At 55.9% G+C, this 19,372-nt stretch carries 14 protein-coding genes; 7 read left to right on the top strand and 7 right to left on the bottom strand.

Going from position 1 to position 19,372, the window contains the following annotated elements; all coding sequences use genetic code 11:
* Window positions 1-236 precede the first annotated feature (236 nt).
* The 6 genes from AC16KF_RS08750 to AC16KF_RS08725 all read left to right on the top strand — a co-directional run bounded on the left by AC16KF_RS08750 (window position 237) and on the right by AC16KF_RS08725 (window position 5,349).
* Window positions 237-866 (top strand): LysE family translocator, encoded by a 630-nt coding sequence (locus AC16KF_RS08750; protein ID WP_484036928.1) that lies wholly within the window; start codon window positions 237-239, stop codon window positions 864-866.
* A 27-nt stretch (window positions 867-893) separates the two neighbouring features.
* Window positions 894-1,343, top strand: coding sequence for a GatB/YqeY domain-containing protein (locus tag AC16KF_RS08745; protein ID WP_484036927.1), 450 nt, complete (start codon window positions 894-896; stop codon window positions 1,341-1,343).
* 107 nt (window positions 1,344-1,450) lie between these two features.
* On the top strand, window positions 1,451-3,565 hold the full coding sequence (locus AC16KF_RS08740) for an HD family phosphohydrolase (protein ID WP_484036926.1): 2,115 nt from the start codon (window positions 1,451-1,453) through the stop codon (window positions 3,563-3,565).
* A 51-nt stretch (window positions 3,566-3,616) separates the two neighbouring features.
* Entirely contained in the window at window positions 3,617-4,063 is a 447-nt protein-coding gene (gene ybeY / locus AC16KF_RS08735) for an rRNA maturation RNase YbeY (protein ID WP_484036925.1), read from the top strand.
* 19 nt (window positions 4,064-4,082) lie between these two features.
* Window positions 4,083-4,472, top strand: coding sequence for a diacylglycerol kinase family protein (locus tag AC16KF_RS08730; RefSeq protein WP_484036924.1), 390 nt, complete (start codon window positions 4,083-4,085; stop codon window positions 4,470-4,472).
* Window positions 4,473-4,494: 22 nt separating this feature from the next.
* Window positions 4,495-5,349: a TIM barrel protein gene (locus AC16KF_RS08725; RefSeq protein WP_484036923.1), complete on the top strand. Its 855-nt coding sequence runs from the start codon at window positions 4,495-4,497 to the stop codon at window positions 5,347-5,349.
* Window positions 5,350-5,510: 161 nt separating this feature from the next.
* On the opposite strand, the gene AC16KF_RS08720 is transcribed toward AC16KF_RS08725, so the two are convergent.
* The 6 genes from AC16KF_RS08720 to AC16KF_RS08695 all read right to left on the bottom strand — a co-directional run bounded on the left by AC16KF_RS08720 (window position 5,511) and on the right by AC16KF_RS08695 (window position 17,196).
* Window positions 5,511-5,756 (bottom strand): hypothetical protein, encoded by a 246-nt coding sequence (locus tag AC16KF_RS08720; protein WP_484036922.1) that lies wholly within the window; start codon window positions 5,754-5,756, stop codon window positions 5,511-5,513.
* A 49-nt stretch (window positions 5,757-5,805) separates the two neighbouring features.
* Window positions 5,806-8,232, bottom strand: a complete 2,427-nt coding sequence (locus AC16KF_RS08715; protein ID WP_484036921.1) for an endonuclease MutS2 — start codon at window positions 8,230-8,232, stop codon at window positions 5,806-5,808.
* A 49-nt stretch (window positions 8,233-8,281) separates the two neighbouring features.
* Window positions 8,282-9,790, bottom strand: a complete 1,509-nt coding sequence (locus tag AC16KF_RS08710; RefSeq protein WP_484036920.1) for a hypothetical protein — start codon at window positions 9,788-9,790, stop codon at window positions 8,282-8,284.
* Complete coding sequence (locus tag AC16KF_RS08705; RefSeq protein ID WP_484036919.1) at window positions 9,759-11,450, bottom strand: serine/threonine protein kinase; 1,692 nt, start codon at window positions 11,448-11,450, stop codon at window positions 9,759-9,761. The genes AC16KF_RS08710 and AC16KF_RS08705 overlap by 32 nt, the downstream gene beginning before the upstream one ends.
* Before the next feature lie 314 nt (window positions 11,451-11,764).
* Window positions 11,765-14,428, bottom strand: a complete 2,664-nt coding sequence (locus AC16KF_RS08700) for a hypothetical protein (RefSeq protein ID WP_484036918.1) — start codon at window positions 14,426-14,428, stop codon at window positions 11,765-11,767.
* Window positions 14,429-14,712: 284 nt separating this feature from the next.
* Window positions 14,713-17,196 (bottom strand): ATP-dependent Clp protease ATP-binding subunit, encoded by a 2,484-nt coding sequence (locus tag AC16KF_RS08695; protein ID WP_484036917.1) that lies wholly within the window; start codon window positions 17,194-17,196, stop codon window positions 14,713-14,715.
* A 172-nt stretch (window positions 17,197-17,368) separates the two neighbouring features.
* On the opposite strand from AC16KF_RS08695, the gene AC16KF_RS08690 reads away from it, so the two are divergent.
* Complete coding sequence (locus tag AC16KF_RS08690; protein ID WP_484036916.1) at window positions 17,369-17,950, top strand: LOG family protein; 582 nt, start codon at window positions 17,369-17,371, stop codon at window positions 17,948-17,950.
* 155 nt (window positions 17,951-18,105) lie between these two features.
* Here AC16KF_RS08690 and AC16KF_RS08685 read toward each other — a convergent pair whose 3' ends face one another.
* Window positions 18,106-19,344: a glycosyltransferase gene (locus tag AC16KF_RS08685; RefSeq protein ID WP_484036915.1), complete on the bottom strand. Its 1,239-nt coding sequence runs from the start codon at window positions 19,342-19,344 to the stop codon at window positions 18,106-18,108.
* Window positions 19,345-19,372: the final 28 nt, after the last annotated feature.

Below are 19,372 nucleotides of genomic sequence, written 5' to 3'. Positions count from 1 at the left end.
TAATCAACGGGAAAGAGCCTCACCACGAAGGACACAAAGTCTTGCGCTGAGTTCGTCGAAGCGACACAAAGGGGGGAAAAGAGCCTAGATTCCTTGTGTTTTTCCTTTGTGACCGTCGTGTCCTTTGTGTTTGAAAAATGGTTTCCCGTTAAAAACGGTAGAGCCAAAAAAGTTTTATCAGCGTCTTCAACGCGCATCTGCGGCACATTTTTAAAACTGTCAGGCAGGTAGACACCATGATCGATCCATCCAAACTCTCATTATTCATTGTCGCGGCGGTTGCCCTGCTCCTCGTGCCAGGACCGGCTGTGTTGTACATCACTGCCCGTAGCGCCAGTCAGGGACGCGCCGCCGGGCTGGTCTCTGTGCTTGCCATCGAAACGGCGAACTTGATCCAGGCGGTCGCCGCCGGGCTGGGGCTTTCCGCGATCCTGCTTTCGTCCGCGCTGGCGTTCGATGTGGTGAAGTACCTCGGCGCGGGATATTTGATCTATCTCGGCATCCGCAAATTACGTTCACCGGAACAAGCGGCAGACGAGGAAATTAAACAGGACAGCCTCCATCAAATCTACTGGCAGGGAGTGGCGGTGAACATCCTCAACCCAAAGACCGCGTTGTTCTTCTTCGCTTTCCTTCCGCAATTCGTGGACCCCGCGCGTGGAAATGTCATCGCGCAAAACCTTCTGCTCGGCTTGATCTTTGTCGCGCTGGCAATCGTCACAGACAGCCTGTACGCGCTGGCAATCAGTGCATTTGCCGATCAATTGCGCGGCAACCAGAGATTCCAAACCGGCGGTCGATACTTTGCGGGTTTGGTCTATGTGGCGTTGGGGATTACCACCGCGCTCACCGGGACGAGGAAATGATTTTCATTTCAAGATATAATCCTCCCCATGACAATCAAAACGCAACTCAACGAATCCATGAAAGACGCCATGAAGAGCGGAGACGAAGTTCGCAAACGCACGGTGCGGATGGCGCTCGCCGCGGTGAAGCAAGTAGAAGTGGATAAGCGCATCGAACTCGACGATGCGGCGGTGATGAATTTACTCCAAAAAGAATTGAAGAACCGCCGCGAATCTATTGAGGAGGCGAAGAAAGCGAATCGTTCCGACCTGGTCGAAGCCAACGAAGCCGAGATCAAAGTGCTCGAAGTCTTCCTGCCGAAAGCCATGCCCGCCGAGGAATTGCGCGCGCTCGTGCAAGCCGCCATTGCCGAAGCCGGCGCGGCGGGTCCCGGCGACATGGGCAAAGTGATGAAAATTCTCATGCCCAAAGTGGCGGGGCGCGCGCCAAACGACATGGTTAGCGCGGCAGTGAAGGACATCCTCCAACCCAAGTAACATGACGTCAATTCTTGTTGCCGCAGAGCGCGCAGAGAAGCGCGGAGAATTTGTATTCAAGACTCTCCGTGGCTTTGCGGCTCTGCGGCTGATCTACCCGCACTAATATGGGGATCATTCCTGCGCGGCATCGGCAAACGCCTCCGCGCATCCGCGCGTTCCAAATTACCCTGCTCGCGGTTGCGAGCGTCATCTCATACGGCGCGCTCGTTTTGCCGTTGCTGATCAACCCCGCCACAACCAGTTTGCAAGCGGGAGACGTTTCCCCGAACAATTATCAAGCCCCGCGCACCCTGCAATTTGAAAGCAAAGCGCGCACCGAAGACGCGCGTCTTGCCGCCGCGAAGGCTGTCGCTCCGGTGTACGCGTCACCGGACCCCGCCATCGCCCGCCAGCAGACCGACCGCCTCCGCGCCGCGCTTGCCCAGATCACACTCATCCGCGATAACGACGAGCTCATCGCCGAACAAAAATTTTCCATCCTTGATTCGATGAGCGAACTCAACCTGCAACCGGAGACCATCGAAAAAGTGTTGGCGCTAACGCCCGCCCGCTGGGATTCGATCAAAGGAGAAGCGTTGAGCGTGCTCGAACAGGTCATGCGGCGGAGCATCCGCGAACAGGACGCGGATACCGTGCGGCGCAGTGTGCCTTCGCTGGTCAGCTTCTCGTTCGACGAGGAACAAGTAGCCATGATTGCCGAATTGGTAACGGTCTTTATCAAGCCGAATAGCGCGCTGAACGCCGAATTGACCGAAGCTGCCCAACAGTCCGCAATGGACGCGGTGGCGCCCATTACTGTGGAATATAAAGTAGGGCAGATCATCGTTTTGCGCGGGCAGATCATCACGCCAGCCCAACGCGAAGCGCTCGAACAATTTGGACTGATCAAGACCGAGACGCTCTGGCAGGATTATCTCGGCGCGGGCGCGTTAGTATTGATCGTTGCCATGTATGTGCGTTTATATTTTTCGCGGCGGCGCATGGCATTCCTGCTCGAAGCGCGCAACCTGCTTGCCGTCGCGTTGATCTTCATCTTCTTCATCGTGGCAGTGCGCGCAACCATCCCCGATCGAACCGTGGTGTCCTATGCCTTTCCACTGCCCGCCATGGGGTTGTTGATCGCCACCATGTTCGGCGTGGAGGTGGGCATCGTCTTTTCAGTGGCAATGGCTTTGCTGGCTCCATACGCCCTGCCCAACACGCCAGACCTGCTTCCGTATTACCTTGTCACCTCGCTGACCGGCGTGCTCGTGCTTGGCGCGGCGCGGCGCGTGTGGACGTTCTTCCGCGCGGGCATTGCCGTTGCCTGGGCGGGCATCATCGTGTTGATCGCCTTCCGCCTCCCGTTCACCCCGACGGATGGGGCTGGCTTGCTCGAACTCAGCGGAGCCGCCATCATCAGCGGGCTTGCCTCCTCGAGCATCGCGCTATTATTGCAATACTTCCTTGCGCAGACGGTCGGTCTCACTACGGCGTTGCAACTCATCGAAATTTCGCGTCCCGATTCGCCGTTATTGCAATTCTTTTTACGAAGCGCGCCCGGCACCTACCAGCACAGTTTGCAAGTGGCGAACCTCGCCGAACAGGGAGCCGAACTCATCGGCGCAGACGCCCTGCTCACCCGCGTCGGCGCGTTGTTCCATGATGTGGGCAAATCGATGAACCCAATGTTCTTCATCGAAAACCAACCGCAGGGACAAATGAACGCGCACGACGATATGGATCCCGCCCAAGCCTCGGCGACCATCGTTGCCCACGTCACCGATGGCGTCGCGCTGGCGCGCCAATATCGCCTGCCGCGCCGCATCGACGATTTCATCCTCGAGCATCATGGCACGATGATCACGCGCTATCAATTCAACAAAGCCGTCGAAGCCGCCGGCGGAGACGCCTCGAAAGTGGATAAAGACAACTTTCGCTACCCGGGTCCGCGCCCGCGCTCGCGCGAATCGGCTCTGCTCATGCTGGCAGACGGTTCCGAAGCCCGCGCCCGCGCCGAACGCCCGCAAACCGAAGAAGACCTGCGCAAGATCGTGTTATCCACCATCGATAGCGCGCAAAAACAAGGCCAACTCGATAACACCCAACTCACCCTGCGCGACCTGAGCATCATCACCGAATCGTTCGTCAATATTTTGCGCGGCACGCACCATCCGCGCGTGTCGTACCCGAAGGATGAATCGGCCGCGACGAATGTGCTGACCGCGCCGAGAAAATAATGATATGTCACCCTGAGCCTGTCGAAGGGCTTAGAATGACATGAACACCAGATGATCAACATCGAATCGAAATTCGACTTTCCTGAAAAGCTTCTCGAACGCGCGGCGCGCGCGGCGTTGCTCCATCAACACCAATCGCCCGATGCGGACTTGTCCATTGTGCTGACGGACGACAAACGCCTGCAACAACTGAATCGGGATTATTTGGGAATCGACGCGCCCACCGACGTGCTCTCCTTCCCCGCCTCCGAATCGGACCCTGACACTGGCTCGCCCTACCTCGGCGACATCCTCCTTTCGATCCCTCGAGCGAAGGCGCAGGCAAAAACTGCGGGGCACGCGCTCGAATCGGAAGCGCAACTGCTGGTGGTGCATGGCGTGTTGCATTTGTTGGGTCACGACCATGCGAAGCCGAAAGAAAAAGCAACGATGTGGAAAGCCCAAGCCGAGATCTTAGACTCATTGGGTTTGGGCACGATTCAAATTCGAGAGGAATAGGCGTCGCGCAATCCACCCTATGAAATCTTTCCTTCTATCCCGCCTCGCCGCCATCGGTCATGCCTTGCGCGGCTGGCAATATGTATTGAAGACCCAACGCAATGCGTGGATCCATTCGCTTGCCGCCACGCTGGTTATTCTGCTCGGTTTGTGGTTGCAGATTCCCCCGCGCGATTGGGCGGTCTTGTTCCTGACGATCGCCATGGTGTTCACCGCCGAGTTCATCAACACCTCCATCGAGGCGGTGGTGGACCTGGCAAGCCCGCAGAAACATCCGCTGGCGAAGGTGGGCAAAGATGTGGGCGCGGGCGCGGTGTTGATCGCCGCGCTGGCGGGCGTGTTGATCGGGTTGTTGATTTTGGGCCCGCCATTTTGGGCGCGGCTGACGATACTGTTTGCTGGCAACTGAATTCCTGAGACTGGAGATTGTCATGGCGCTATCTTTCCAATTCGGCACGGTCGGTTCGCCCGTTGGCACGCCCAAGAAGCCGGGCGGTTCGGTGGGGGCGATCAGGTTCAGCAAATCCATCGGCTTAACCGCGTTCGAGTTGGGCTGGGTGCAATCGGTGCGCGTTTCTGAGGAGACCTGCGCGGCGATCAAGAAGACGGCAAACGATGAAGGCGTTTTGTTGAGCGTGCACGCGCCGTACTTTTTCAACTTGAACGCGACGGATGAGGAATGGCCCAAGTCGCGCAAACGCCTGATGGATGCGGCGCGCTATGGCAACCTCGCCGGCGCGACGGATATTATCTTTCACCCCGGTTCATATTTTGAGCGCCCGCCCGCGGACGTGTTGAAGGTTTCCATCCCGCGTTTGAAAGGTTGCGTCGATGAGTTGAAGAAGCAGGGCAACCCGGTCATCCTGCGCCCGGAGACGATGGGCAAGTCTGCCATGCTAGGTTCGTTGGACGATACGCTGGAGATGAGCAAGGCGATGAAGAATGTGCAACCCTGTTTGGATTTTGCCCACCTGCACGCCCGCCCCGGCGATGGGACGATGAACACCGTTCAAGAGTGGACCAAACTGCTGGAGGCGTATCAAGCCGCCCTGGGGAAAGAAGCGTTGAAGAAACTGCACATCCATTTATCGGGAATCGAATACGGTCCCAAAGGCGAGAAGAATCACCTGGCGCTGGCGGAATCTGATCTCAAGATCAATTTTCTGTTTCAGGTGTTGAAGGAGTTCGGGTGCGGGGGGCGTATCTTGTGCGAAAGCCCGATCATGGAAGACGACGCGCTGAACATGAAAAAGGCGTGGATGAAAGTAAGCGGCGAGAAAGAATAGACTCTATCGGAAATAAAAATGGGTACGCAGAAAAACGCTGACCAACGCTGACCAACGCTGACCAACGCTGATTCAAAGAACAAAATCCGCCTGTTTTGCGCGCTACGCGGTCAGCGTCCAAGAGGGTTTGTTCGGCTTATTACCGATAAAGTCTAATGATTTTATCCGCCCTTTAATGGCGGCGCGTCTTTGTCGTAGACGAACACTTGAAGATCCATCCCCTCTTTGTTCAATAATTCAATGGCGGGTTGAAAGGTCGCGTCTTTGATCTTCTGCATGTCGCCTGCGGGAGCGTACACGCTCAAGCGCGCCTCTTCGTCCGACATCTTCGCCGTCTTCACCTCGGCAATCGGGCAAGCCGCTTTAATCGCATCGGTCATTTGTTTGATCGCATCATCAAGTGACATCAACGACTCCTTCTACTTTCAAATCCTCTAGTTCTCTAATCCTCTTCCGTTATTTCGCAATCTTCGCCACCGTCACACCCGCTCCGCCCTCATGATCTTTCGGCTCTTCAAAAGAAGAAACATACTCGCTCGACTTCAACGCGTTGCGCACCGCGTCGCGCATCTTGCCCGTCCCTTTGCCATGCACGATCCGCACGAACAACAATCCCGCCGAATACGCGCGCTCCAAATATTTTTCCAACTCATCGAGTCCCTCATCTACCAACTTGCCGCGCAGGTTTAATTCGAGCCCTGGAGACTTTCCCGAGTCAAAGGTCGAAGGTCGAAGGTCGCTTGACGTTTGACTTTCGACCTTCGACGTGTCTTCGGACTTCCTCACCAACTCCGCCAGCCTCGCCCTCACGCGCAGACTCCCGATCTGCACCTCCGCGTCGGACTCGCCGAGGGCTGTCACCACACCTTCGGCGTTCAACGTGCTGACGAGGACGCGCTCTCCCAATTGGATTGACGATTTACGATTTACGATTGACGATTGCTCCGCGACCTTCGACATTTGACGTTCGACGGGGGTTGTAATTTTTTCTTCAACCTTTTCGATCTTCTCTTCAATAGATTTGATGGCTTCAAGCGGTTGTTTCGCCCTCTTCAACTGCGACTTGAGCGAATCGATGTTGCTTCTCAACACCGCCACTTCGAGTTCGCCCTCGGCTCGGGCTTTGGCAAGGACTTCGCGACGCTCGTCTTCGATTTTTTCGAGTCGCTTTTCTATCTCTTTGGTTTGCGCTTCGAGTCTGTCGCGCGCTTTCTCCAACTTCTGGCGTTCGCGCGAGGTGCGGTTGCGTTCCTTGCGGATATCGTCGAGCAGTTTGTCGGCGCGCAGGTCGTCGGGGTGAATCTCTCCTTTGGCTGAGTCAATGATCGGCTGGGAGAGACCGAGTCGCTGGGCGATGAGGAGCGCGTTGGAACGGCCAGGGAGTCCAAGCGTGAGGTGATACGTCGGGCGCAGAGTCCTGATGTCGAATTCCAGCGACGCGTTGACCACGCCTTCGGTGGAGTGCGCGAACGTTTTGAGTTCGGGATAATGCGTCGCGACGAGAGTCGTACATCCGCTTTCGAGCAGGTGACTCAAAATTGCGCGTGCCAACGCCGCGCCCTCTTGCGGATCGGTGCCCGCGCCGAGTTCGTCGAAGATGACGAGCGAACGGTGGTCAATGTGTTTGAGGATGCGGATGATGTTGGTGATGTGACCACTGAACGTGCTGAGCGATTGTTCGATGGATTGCTCGTCGCCGATGTCGGCAAACACGCTGTGAAAAAATGGAATCTCCGAGCCGCTCTGCGCGGGGATGTGCAATCCGCTTTGCGCCATGAGGGCGAGCAAGCCGACCGTTTTGAGCGAAACCGTTTTGCCGCCCGTGTTCGGTCCCGTGATGATGATCGCGCGTGTCCCTTCTTTTGGGTTCACGTCAATCGGCACGACGGTTTGAGGATCGAGGAGAGGGTGGCGGGCGTGAGAGATGTTGATTTGTGGAAAGTCGAAAGTCGAAGGTCGAAGGTCATCGTCCTTAGAAACCTTTTGACCTTTGACTTTTGACCTTTGACCCAGTATCGGTTCACTCGCCTTCAATTCATCCGCGTATTTTGCTTTTGCAAAAATCAAATCGAGCATCGCAAGATTTTCAACGCCGTATTTGAACTCCTCTGCGTGTTCGCCGACTTGCGCGGAAACTTCGGCAAGGATTCTTCGTTCCTCGTCGCGGGCTTTCAATTCGAGTTCGCGCAGTTCGTTGTTGAGCTCCACGACGGGAAGAGGCTCTACGAACAATGTCGCGCCGCTGGAGGATTGATCGTGGACGACGGCTTTGATACTCCCTTTGAACTCGGCTCGCAACGGAATGACGTAACGCCCGTCGCGTTGCGTGATGATCGGCTCTTGCAGTTTGTTCGCAGACTCGGTGAGATATTTTTGCAAGCGCGACATCAACCGTCCGTGCGCGATTTTTATTTCGCGGCGCAGGTCGGCGAGTTTCGGCGAGGCGGAATCCAACACTTCGCCGCGATCCGAGAGGATGCGTGTGATCGAGTCCACGATTCCGTGAGGGTCGGGCAGACCAACCGCAATTTGGGAGAGACGCGGGGCTTCATCCGTTTTGCGCTCGAGCGATTTCTTCAACTCACGGCACGAAATGAGAGTGGATTTTATATCCAGCAATTGCTCGGGGTCGAGCACGCCGCCGCGCGCGGCGAGGTCAACGGCTTGGCGGATGTCGTGCGCGCCACCGATGCCGATGTTGTCGTTCGTGGAAAATAACGAACGCGCCTCAGTCGTTTCGGCGAGGCGGGCAATCGCAAGGTCGAATGAATCGGTCGGCTCGAGGGCGAGCGCCAGTTCCATCGACGCGGAAAAATCGCAAAAGGCTTTGAGCCGTTCGCGGACTTTGTGATATTCAAGGACTTGCAGGGTTTTGGAATCCATTGCGGGGGAATTATAACAATGGAGCAAACAAAAGCGGAAGAACGTCCGATTATTTCTGCGACAATTGTTTTGGCAGTATCCGCTCAAGGAACGCGCAGACCACCAGGAATATGAAAATGGATTGGAGACCGATCAACGGAACTTGATAGCGGCGATAGAAGGATGTGAGGACATACGGCGCAAGATAAATCACGTAGAGCAGAGTGGAAAGCGAGAAGGCTGGGTTGCCGCGAATATTTCCGATGAGTAACCCAATGGCGATGCAGAGCGATGGGATGATGGACAGGAAGCTGGTTTTCAACACGATCTTCCAACTCCGTTTATGAGCCTCGAGCGCCGCTGTTTGACGCGACCAATCCTGAACCACTGCGGAGGGATCGTTGAGTTCCAGCGGAGCGATCCGCGCCTCGAACTCGCGTTGAGACAGGGTGGTGGAAATCCAGTACGGCACGTTTGATTCGTCGATGTAGATAAGCCCAGCCTGTTGCAGGGTTAGAATGTCTGCCATGGTCAGCGCGTTGGGCGTGGTGTGCGGAATATCCTCCACGTAATGCGAATAGACGAACGCGCTGAAAGACCGCCTGCCGATGTTGGCGAGCAATTGCGCTGGGTGGGCGCGGATCCATGCTATGGATAAGTTGTAATATGACTCGGTAAAGCGGGCTTCCCCTTCCGCCAGATAACGTTGTTGATTTTCGTTTTTATTGATGAGGTGATATTTGGCGAACGTTTCGTTGGAGGTCAGCCCGTCGGGATCGAGAGCGTTTGCCTGATAGAAGTCGTACCAAAAATTGGATTTGATAGGGATGAGCGCGCCGAACACTTGATAATTTCGCGCCGTCCATGCCAGTGTGGATGCGGCGAGCAGGACGAAGAGTGCGGCTGGTTTCCATCGGTGGGGGCGCGACCCGTCTCGTGAACGGGCTAAGAGGAGGAATCCCTCCGCGACGGCAAAAGCCAGTGTCAGGACGGGATTGGTCAGCGGTAAAAGAATTGCCAGCCAATATACATGCGGGCGAGCCTCTGTGAACGATGCAGTCGCCTGCCTGACCAGGGCAAACAACGCCCAACACACAAAAAATAGATTCACCCAGTCGTCATGCAGGGAGCGGAAAAAAGTATCGCGGTTGAAAAAGACCAACGCGATGAAGATCAACGACAGAAGGTGTGCGTATCTTCCGTATCCAGCTTGTCGGGCAATGGCGAGTAAAAAATAAAGCGAAACGGCGAGCGCGGCGTATTTGAAAATGAACACCGCCCACATCGCAACCAGCGATTTGACGCCGAACACTGCGAACACGCCCGCGAGGAAGAACACGAACAGCGGCGGCATCCACGCGGTGGGACCGCTCTGCGGCGTGAAGGCATTGGCGAACCCGCGCCCGAGGGCGAGCGATTCGGCGATGTTGCCATATTCCCAGCCGAATTTGGTGTTGAGGAATTCAGGTTCGGGGAGGTTATAGTACGCGGCGGCGGCGATAAACAGCAGGAAAACGGCGACTGCCGCCGCGCGTTCGGTGATAAATTTATTCAAGCGTTGTGACAATGAAGTCGTCAAAAGTGACATCCGCCGTGCGGACATCTTCACCGCTCCAGGCGTACAGCCCGACGATGCCGCTGGCGAATGTGCCGTCTGTCACCGATGCGATCTGTTGACCATCCACATACAGGGTGAGCCTGCCGTTGCCGCAATCCGCGCCGATACGGTAGGTAGCCTTGTTTTCTACGATCAAATCGGAATGACCCCACTGATCGTTGTTGGTCAGGAATAGATCGGTCTCGCCTTCTTTGGTCAGGGCGATCGCGTAATTTCCGCCGGGGGTTATGACGAGATAGTAGTACGAATCGCTGGTTGCTTGCAAGTGGCACATGATTCCGAACGCGGTGGAGGATTCGCCGTCGTTGTTGGTGGCGGTGACTTCGATATGGATATTTTCGTACGCCGTGTCGCTTGTCGTGCTCCACACGAACCAACTCGTCTGCTGGAAAACCTTCATCCGCAATGCTTCGCCATCGTATTCAATGGAGTAATCCGTATTGGTGAGCGTGCCCCATTGATCGTTTTGAGAAAAATCATCTTGCAAGAGAACGTTACTGATTGGCGCGGCGGTTTCTGTAGGAGGCGGGGGCTGAGTTGGGAATGGAGTCGATGTGGCGGGAGTCAGAAAGGCGGGCGTTTTCCAATTGAGGAAGAGAATGCCGATGCCCGCCACGCCGAATACAAGACACACAACGGCAAGGCATCCAACGATCCAGCCTGTGTATCCTCTTGAAGAGGCTGGGGCGGTTGAGGGAGCAGGAGCAGGCATACCCTGAGTCTGCTCGTTTGGCGTCCATGTGTGAGAGGCAGGCGCGGGTTTGGAGTCTGGCGTGTGCCGGGCTGTTCCCGTTTCTTCGAGCGCGCGCTTCCATGCGGAGAGAAATTCGGCGGCGGTGGCGTAGCGATCACTTGGGTCTTTGGCGAGCGCCTTGAGGATCACTTGTTCGATAGGTTCGGGAAGATCTTTTTTGATGATCGACGGCGGCGGCAACGGGTCGCTGATGTGTTTGAGGATGACGGCGAGCGGCGTATCGGCGACGAATGGCACACTGCCTGTGACCATTTCGTAGAGGATGATGCCGAGCGAATAAATATCGGAGCGCTGGTTGATGCTTTCCGCTTTGGCTTGTTCAGGGCTGATGTAGGCGGGCGTGCCGAGGATCGCGTCGGTTTGGGTGAGGCGGGGGGAGGCGCTCTCTAACAGTTTGGCGATGCCGAAATCGGTGAGGAATAAATTTCCGTCGCTGTCGATGAGGGCGTTGGCGGGTTTCAGGTCGCGGTGCACAATGCCATGCCCGTGGGCGTAATTCAACGCTTCGGCGAGTTGGGTGAAGAGACGGTCGATTTCGTTCAACGAAAGCAGACCCGCTTCCATCTTGGTTTTGAGCGTCCCCGCTTCGAGGTAGCGCATCACGAAATAAGTGACGCCGTCGCTTTCGCCGAAGTCGAACACGGGCAGGATGTGCGGATGTTCGAGCCGGGCGATGATGCGCGCCTCTTGTTGGAAACGCGCCGCGAACTCCGGACTCTCCGCCAGTTGACGCGGCAGGACTTTGATCGCCACGTTCCGATCCATGGACGGCTGATACGCCTTATAGACGGTTGCCATCCCTCCTTTGCCGACTTGACTGATAATCCGGTAGGAACCAAGCATCTGTCCGGGTTGAAGTGTGTCCATGTTCATTCCTGTTTGTTCAATTCTACACGGTTTGAGGTCAATTTCAGTTGCGATTTCAATATCATGCTTGTTCGTCTCGTTCGTCCAGCGCGATTTGCCAAGCAAATCGACTGCTGGACGAATGTAGGCGCTCTGTGGTGGTGATGCCCAAGCCGTAGTTGCGCTGCGGCGGCGGCAGTACAACTGCCCGCCAACTGCGTAAGTCCTGTAAGAATAAGAAAGAGAGCGGAGATTTTCTCCGCTCTCTTGTACTCTGTTCCTTTGGAAATTATCCCATAGTTTGAAGATCGTGTGGGATAACCTATCTACAAGGTTCACGGCAATCTGGCGTAGTACAGAACTGGCGCTTCGTACGGCGTGCTGAAAAAGAGGAATTCGATCGTTTCCGGTCGGTTGAAGCCTTTCACAGACCATTTCACCGATGGGCTGGAATCGAATGCCGCCGAGCCGGAATTCGCAATCACCAGGGTGGGGCTTGCCCATGTTCCGTTGGAATTCTTCTTGATCACGCACATGTCATCCATCGAAAGACAGGATGTGGCGCCTCCGATTGAGTTGAACGGATGCCCATGCCCGATGATGTAGATTTCGCCGCGGCTGTTAATCGCCAGCGCCGGGTCGTGAGTCAGAGCGTTAATAGCCTGGTCCACCCAGCCGGAGCCGTTGTTGATCACGTAATGGATCCGTCCGTAATCGCCTATGCTTCCATCGAACTCTTGAATATACACAAGGTGTTTTGTCCCTGATGGGTCGATGATCAAACTTGGCGATTGATCGATATTCAACCCAGCCGAGGTGCTGTGCCAGACCGGGGATGTGCTGGCAGTTTCAACATTACCCCAAACCCCGTTGCTTGCCCTGGTGCGCGTTAAGATTCGGGCTGGGTTGGTTGCTTCAGACACCCAAGCAATGGTGATCGAATTGTCTACCGGAGAAACCGCAATCGTGGGATGATTCGAACTTCCTGCCGCATCCACTTGTGTAAAAGCGCCGGAGGGTGTCAGCGTATTCAGCGTGGAATTATATGTATAGGCGCGATGTTGAATGTGGTTCGTAGCGCTCCAATACACAACCTGCAAATTTCCACTGGTATCCACCATGCCGGATACGCCCGTAGTGCCCACGTATGGAGACGAAGGGAACGTGCCTCCATCGGTCGCCAACGTGATGGGGGATCGGAACGTGTTCGTGGAGGTGTCGAAGGGATAGTCCTTGATCTGGCTGTTTTGCAGGTTGACCAGCACGTGGATGATCGTTCCGCCGTCATATACCGCATCGACCGAAATGGGGTTGCTGGCTTCCGTCACCTGAATGGGACCGGTGAAGTCTGCGGCGGAGGCGGGTAATCCCGGGTTCACCGTCCGGTAGACGCGGATCACACTCGACGATTGCTGATTGACGACGGCATACACGCGGTCGTTTGCGGCGCGCACGAGCTGATGCTGGGTTGAATCGGTCCCGCCTGTGCCAATGGAGAAAACCGCCGCCGTAGAGGGAGCAGATGTGGGAGTCGAGGAAGCGCCGGTGACCGGCGTCGAGGTGCGGGTTGCGGTCGTGAAAATCGTTGGCGTAAGAGTGGGGATGCTGATCGATGTGGAGGTTTGGGTCGGCACGCGGGTTAACGTTGCAATGCCTACCGGGGTATTTGTCACACTGCTCCCGGAAATGTTCCCACCGCCGAAATCATCGGCAAGCGCGTCACTCGCGCCGATGAACCACATTCCCACATATCCGCCGTTGGCGGCATACGTCCAGCCGCTGGCATCGGATGTTCCAATCAGGACGCCGTTCTTATACACTTCCACGCTTCCGTTCGACCTTGCGCGCGCTCCCCATTGGTCGCCGTTCGCCAGGGTGACGGGGATGTTGGAGCCGCGTTGCACCCATCCTTGCGCGCTGGAGTATGTGAGGATCTGCGCGGCTTGGAATTGCGGTCTGTAGGTAACTGCGATCACTCCGCTTGCGTAGGTTGTCCTGCTTTGCGATTTGAGAAGAAGGGCGTTATCAGACCCGGAAGGCCCGATGCTTGAAAATACGGCAAACGCTTCCTGGTCCGCGCCGAATTGATTCGCGCCCCAGAAGATCGCGCCGCCCGATCCCACATCCATGCGGTTAGACGCGATGGAATAGCCGCTTGTTGTGGAAAACCAATTGGTTCCCAGGTTCCCATTGGCGCGGTTGAACGTATCCAGGGCTGGCGATTGTGGGAACCCGCCCGGCGCGGCGGTGAAAGTTTGAGATGCCGCCGCTACTTGCGTGAAAGTTGCCGTTGGTGTGTAGACCGGGGTAAAGGCGCGCGTTGGCGTTAACGAGGCGGGCGCAGAGGTGCTCGTGGCGCTGTCTCCAGTCACCGTTCCGCCGCCAAAATCATCGACAAAAGCATTGGGCGAGCCGATGAAAATTAATCCAATATAGCCGCCGTTGGTTGCGTAGGTCCAACCGCTGGCATCGACGCTTCCAAGGAGCGAATTATTTTTATAGATCTCCACCAACCCGGTCGCGGTCACATGCGCGCCGAGTCGATCCCCGTTTGCAAACGCGGCGGATACGTTTGTTCCGCGTTGGACCCACCCCTGTGTGCCGGAAAAAGTCCATACCTGAACGACCCGACTTGCCGCCTTGTAGGACACCGCGAGGACCCCACTCGACCAGCTGGTCTTGCTTTGAGATTTTAACAAGAGCGCCTGGTCAGAGCCAGCGGGGTCGATGGATGAAAAAGTGACGAATGCCGCCTGGTCTGCCCCATACTGAGCGCCCCAAAAAATGCCGTCGCCGTTTCCCACATCCACCGTGTTGGATGAAATAGAGTAGCCTGTGGTTGCGCCAAACCAATTGGCTCCCAGCCCTCCATTGGCGCGGTTGAAATTATCAAGCACGGGCGCGCTGAGGGTGAGCGCGGATGGCAGGGTGGTAAAACCAAGATTCCCCAAAACCAAGCACCCGACAAGAATGATCGCAAACAACTTATTTCGATTCATGACAAAACTCCTATGGATGATAAATTGATCCACAATTTGACGACGTGTCCTATGCGCACTTGAGCAACTGAAAATCAAATTGTTTGTCCCCAAAATAACAAGGCTATCTTAACATTAATAGCTGAATTGCCGAATAGTATAAAAATACTATTTTCATGTCAATCACCGGTGAGGCGCTTGGTGTGACTCACCGCTTTGCGAAGGCGTGGAAAACAACAGAGCGGAGACCACGGTCTCCGCTCTCCATAAACGTTATCCCGCAGTTCAACTGCGGGATAACGAATTTACACCACCGGCTCTTCCACAACTTCGGGAAGGTCCTGTTGCTCAAGGATGATCTCTCCGTCGGCATTCATCGTCACTAGGATCGAATCGCCGTGTTGGAATTCTCCGCTCAACAACTTATCCGAGAGCGGATCTTCCACCTTCTGCTGGATCACCCGGCGGAGGGGGCGGGCGCCGAATTCAGCGTCGTAGCCCGCGTCCGCGAGGGAGGCGAGGGCTTCGGCTGTGGCGGTCAGGATGAGGTCATGTTCTTTGAGGCGTTCGGCGACTTTATCCAATTCAAGCGTAACGATCTGCTGGATGTCTTCCTTGTTGAGCGCGCGGAAGATCACGGTCGCATCCAAGCGGTTGATGAACTCGGGGCGGAACGCGCGTTTGAGCGATTCGTTCAACTTCTTGCGCATGTCTTCATACGAGAGGCGCTCTTCGGTCACTTCATCGCGTTTGAGCGCGAAGCCGAGCGACGATTGTTTCTTGATCACATCCGCGCCGATGTTGGAGGTCATCACGATGATCGCGTTGCGGAAGTCCACTTTGCGGCCCTTCGCATCGGAGAGGTGACCCTCTTCCATGATCTGCAACAACATGTTGTGCACTTCGGGATGCGCCTTCTCGACTTCATCGAAGACGACGATGGAATACGGTCTGCGGCGCAGGGCTTCGGTGAGTTGACCGGCTTCTTCGTAGCCGATATATCCCGGAGGCGCGCCGACGAGACGGGAAGCGGTGTGCCTCTCCATGAACTCGGACATGTCGAGTTGGATCGCGGCTTCTTCACTGCCGAACATGAACTTGGCGAGTGTTTTGGTTAATTCGGTTTTGCCGACGCCTGTGGGTCCAAGGAACATGAACGAACCGATTGGGCGTTTCGGGTCTTTCAGCCCGGCGCGCGCGCGGCGGACGGCGCGCGAGATCGCCACGATGGCATCTTCCTGCCCGATGATTCCCTTGCGGAGTTCATCTTCCATCTTGAGCAGACGTTGCGATTCTGCTTCGGCAAGTTGCATGAGCGGAACGCCCGTCCACATCGAGACGACTTCAGCAATATCTTCCGCCGAAACGACGGGACTGCTCGCGCGATCCCAGCCGGTGCGCAGGCGTTCGATCTGCTCGCTCAATTCGGTCTCGCGCTCCTGCCATTCGATGATGTCTTCGTTGTTGCCTTCTTCTTGCGCGAGGGAGCGGTTTTGTCTTGCCTGCCTCAACTGACCAAATAGGTCTTTAGCATGTTTCGCGGCGGGACTCTTGTACATGCGCACGCGCGAGGAAGATTCGTCGATCAAATCTATCGCTTTATCGGGGAGGAAGCGTTCGGTCACGTAGCGCGTGGATAAATGCGCGGCGGCTTCGAGCGCTTCATCGGATATCACCAGGTGATGATGTTCCTCGTAGGCGGAGCGAATCCCTTTCAGGATTTGGATCGTCTCTTCCTCGGAGGGTTCGTCCACTTGGATGGGTTGGAAGCGGCGTTCGAGCGCGGCATCCGATTCGATGTGCTTGCGATATTCGTCCATCGTCGTCGCGCCGATGACTTGCAATTCGCCGCGCGATAACGCAGGCTTGAGGATGTTCGCCGCGTCTACAGAGGAACCAGCGGCGCCCGCGCCGACGAGCATGTGCACTTCGTCAATAAAAAGGATCGCGCCTGATTGTTTGAGTTCATCAATGACGCGCTTGAGTCGTTCCTCGAATTGACCGCGATACATCGTGCCAGCCACCAGCGAGCCGACATCGAGTTGCAGTAATCGTTTGTTCATTAATGGAGCGGGAACGTCGCCGTCAACAATTCTTTGAGCAAGTCCTTCAACAATGGCAGTCTTGCCGACGCCGGGTTCGCCGATCAACGCGGGGTTGTTCTTCGTGCGCCGCGCCAAAATTTGAATCACGCGCTCGATCTCCATTTGGCGACCGATGACAGGATCGAGTTTTTTCTCTTCCGCTTTCGTGGTGAGGTCGGAAGCCAATTGGTCAATGAGCGGGGTTTTCTGATTGGGCTGGGCGCCGCGCGCGGGTCCCACACCGGCAGGCGTCGGGGAGGAAGAAGCGGACTCGTTTAACACGCGGCGAGTCTGCCGGCGGATCTGATCCGGCGTCACGCCGAGCCGGCGCAACACTTCCAACGCCGCGCCGTCCACGCGGACTAGTCCAAGCAAAATGTGTTCCGTGCCGATGTAATGATGACCGAGTCGGCGCGCTTCATCTACGGCAAGTTCGAGCACTTGCTGTGTGTCGCCCGCGAGTTCCACGCGGCTGGGGTCGAACCCAACCGAGCCGGAGGAAACGCGGCGGATCACCTCGCGCACGCGGTCCGATGTCATTCCAAGTTCGCGCAGGACGCGCCCTGCTACTCCGCCCTCTTCATCCATTAAACCTAACAATAAGTGCTCTGTGCCGATATTATTGTTGCGGGATTGCTCAGCCTCTTGGTGTGCCAGGCTCAAAACCCGTCTTGCTCGCTGTGTAAATCGCTCCATTCCAGCCATGATTTTTTCTCCTGAACGTGGATGTATTCTACCAAAAAGCCCAACGAGTCGTTGTAGGAAAAAGATTAGAGTTTATTTACAACGCTGATACAATGATGTAAGGTTGAAAATTCTTGTTGTCAACCTTGCGAAGGTTCTCAACCTTCGCAAGGTTGGATAAAGGATGGATGATATGCAATCAATTTGCGTTTTTTGCGGATCTTCGGATGCGGTTCATTCCGACTATTTTACTGCCGCGCGTTCCCTCGGCATTCTCCTCGCGGGCAGAGGGATTCGGTTGGTCTACGGTGGCGGCAAAACCGGCTTGATGGGCGCGGTAGCCGACGGCGCGCTCTCTGCCGGCGGGGAAGCGGTGGGCGTCATCATCCCATCGATGAACAACCCGGCTCTTGCACATGACGGGTTAACCCGCATGGATGTTCCACCCGATATGCACGCCCGCAAAGCAAGGATGCACGAACTCGCGGAGGGATACATCGCCCTGCCCGGCGGATTCGGCACGTTCGATGAATTGTTCGAGACCATCACCTGGGCGCAGACCGGCGCGCACCAAAAACCTGTGGGATTATTGAACGTGAGGAATTATTATGCGCCCCTGCTCGCCGCCATGGATCATGCGGTGGAGGAAGGCTTCATCTTCAATGAACATCGCAATTCGATCTCATGCGACCCTGACCCCGTAAAATTGTTGGAGGCGATGGCGAAGTATGAACATCCACATGACGCGGTGAAGAGGTGGATGAGGGAGGAGTAGTCTGTTAGTCTGTTAGTCTGTTAGTCGAGTAGTCGAGTAGTCTCATAGTCGAAGTATGTGTGAGCATGAATATTTCATGGCTTGAACTTCGGATAAAAGATTTGCAAGCACAGGCAGAGTTTTACGCCAACGCGCTTGAACTGCTATATATGCAATCATTCCCCGAGACCCATCCACACTTTAACGCGTTTCCATGAAGAAGGTTTTTCGCGTTTTTCCAGCGACTGTTGCTTGATCAATTTTCTGTAATACTGTTCATGCAGAAGTTGCGCGCGCTCGTGGTCGTAGTGTTCGGCGAGACGGCGGCTTTCCTCGCCCATTTGTTTTGCCAGCGCGGGCGAGTCGACGATCTGCGAGATGGCATCTGCCATGGCATGGACGTCACCGGGTTTAACGAGATACCCGTTGCGGTTGTGATGCACCACTTCGGGAATGGAGGTGGCTTCGAATGCCGCGAGGGGCAGTCCGCTTGCCGCGGCTTCGAGGAGCACCAGCCCCTGCGATTCGACTTCCGACGCCATCACGAACACGTTCGCCATGCGATAGACCGCGGGCAGGCCGTCATCCATTGAAATGTAACCGGTAAAGTGGACGCGGTTCTGTATCCCTAGCGAGTTGGCAAGGCTGACAAGTTTTTCCTTTTCTTTTCCATCTCCTACGATCACCAAATGCGCGGGCGAGACGTCCATCACTTCCGCCGCGGCATGAATGACGCGCTCGACCATTTTTTCCGGGTCAAGCCGCCCCACGTGCAGGATGAGGGGAACGCCGAAGGGGAGATTCAGTCTCCGCTTGGCGGCGGCAGTTTCCCCGTCGGAAAGAGGCGGGCGAAACAGGCGCGTGTCAATTCCGCACGGGATGGTTTCCGAGTCGATGCTCATGGCGCCGGTCACGATATCCGAAACGGTTTTGGTGGTGGTAATGATCGAAGTGGATTTGCGCGCGAGGATATCCAGGTATTTCCAGCCCGCTTTTTCCACGGCTTTATCCAGCCCGCCGCGATCGGTGAGCACGGCGGTCACGTACCACGGCAGCATGTGGACGGTGAAGGTGGTTGGGATGTGCGCCCGTTGGGCGTATTCGAAACCAACCCAGCAAAGAATTGGCTCGTGAGAGTGGATAATATCCGGCCGAAATTTTTCGAGCGCTTTTAAAATGGAGGCGCGCGGATACACGAGGAAGCGTTGACCCACTCGCAAGGGGTGGTGCATTGATCTTAGCCGTTGGACGGTCAGATTTTTTTGGGTGGATATATAGGGATGATTTTTATCGCTTGCCGCGATGACCAGCACTTGATGCTCGCGCTCCGCCATGCCTTTGGCAAGCTGTTCGACGACGATCGAAGCGCCGCTGATCATGGGGGGGTAGGATTGGGTGATGTACGCGATTCTCATAGCGATTCCGCGCCGGCGCGGTTCAATC

Source organism: Candidatus Defluviilinea gracilis (assembly GCF_057138825.1).
Note: the sequence above shows the minus strand (reverse complement) of the source record. Positions and strands in the feature narration are given on the sequence as shown.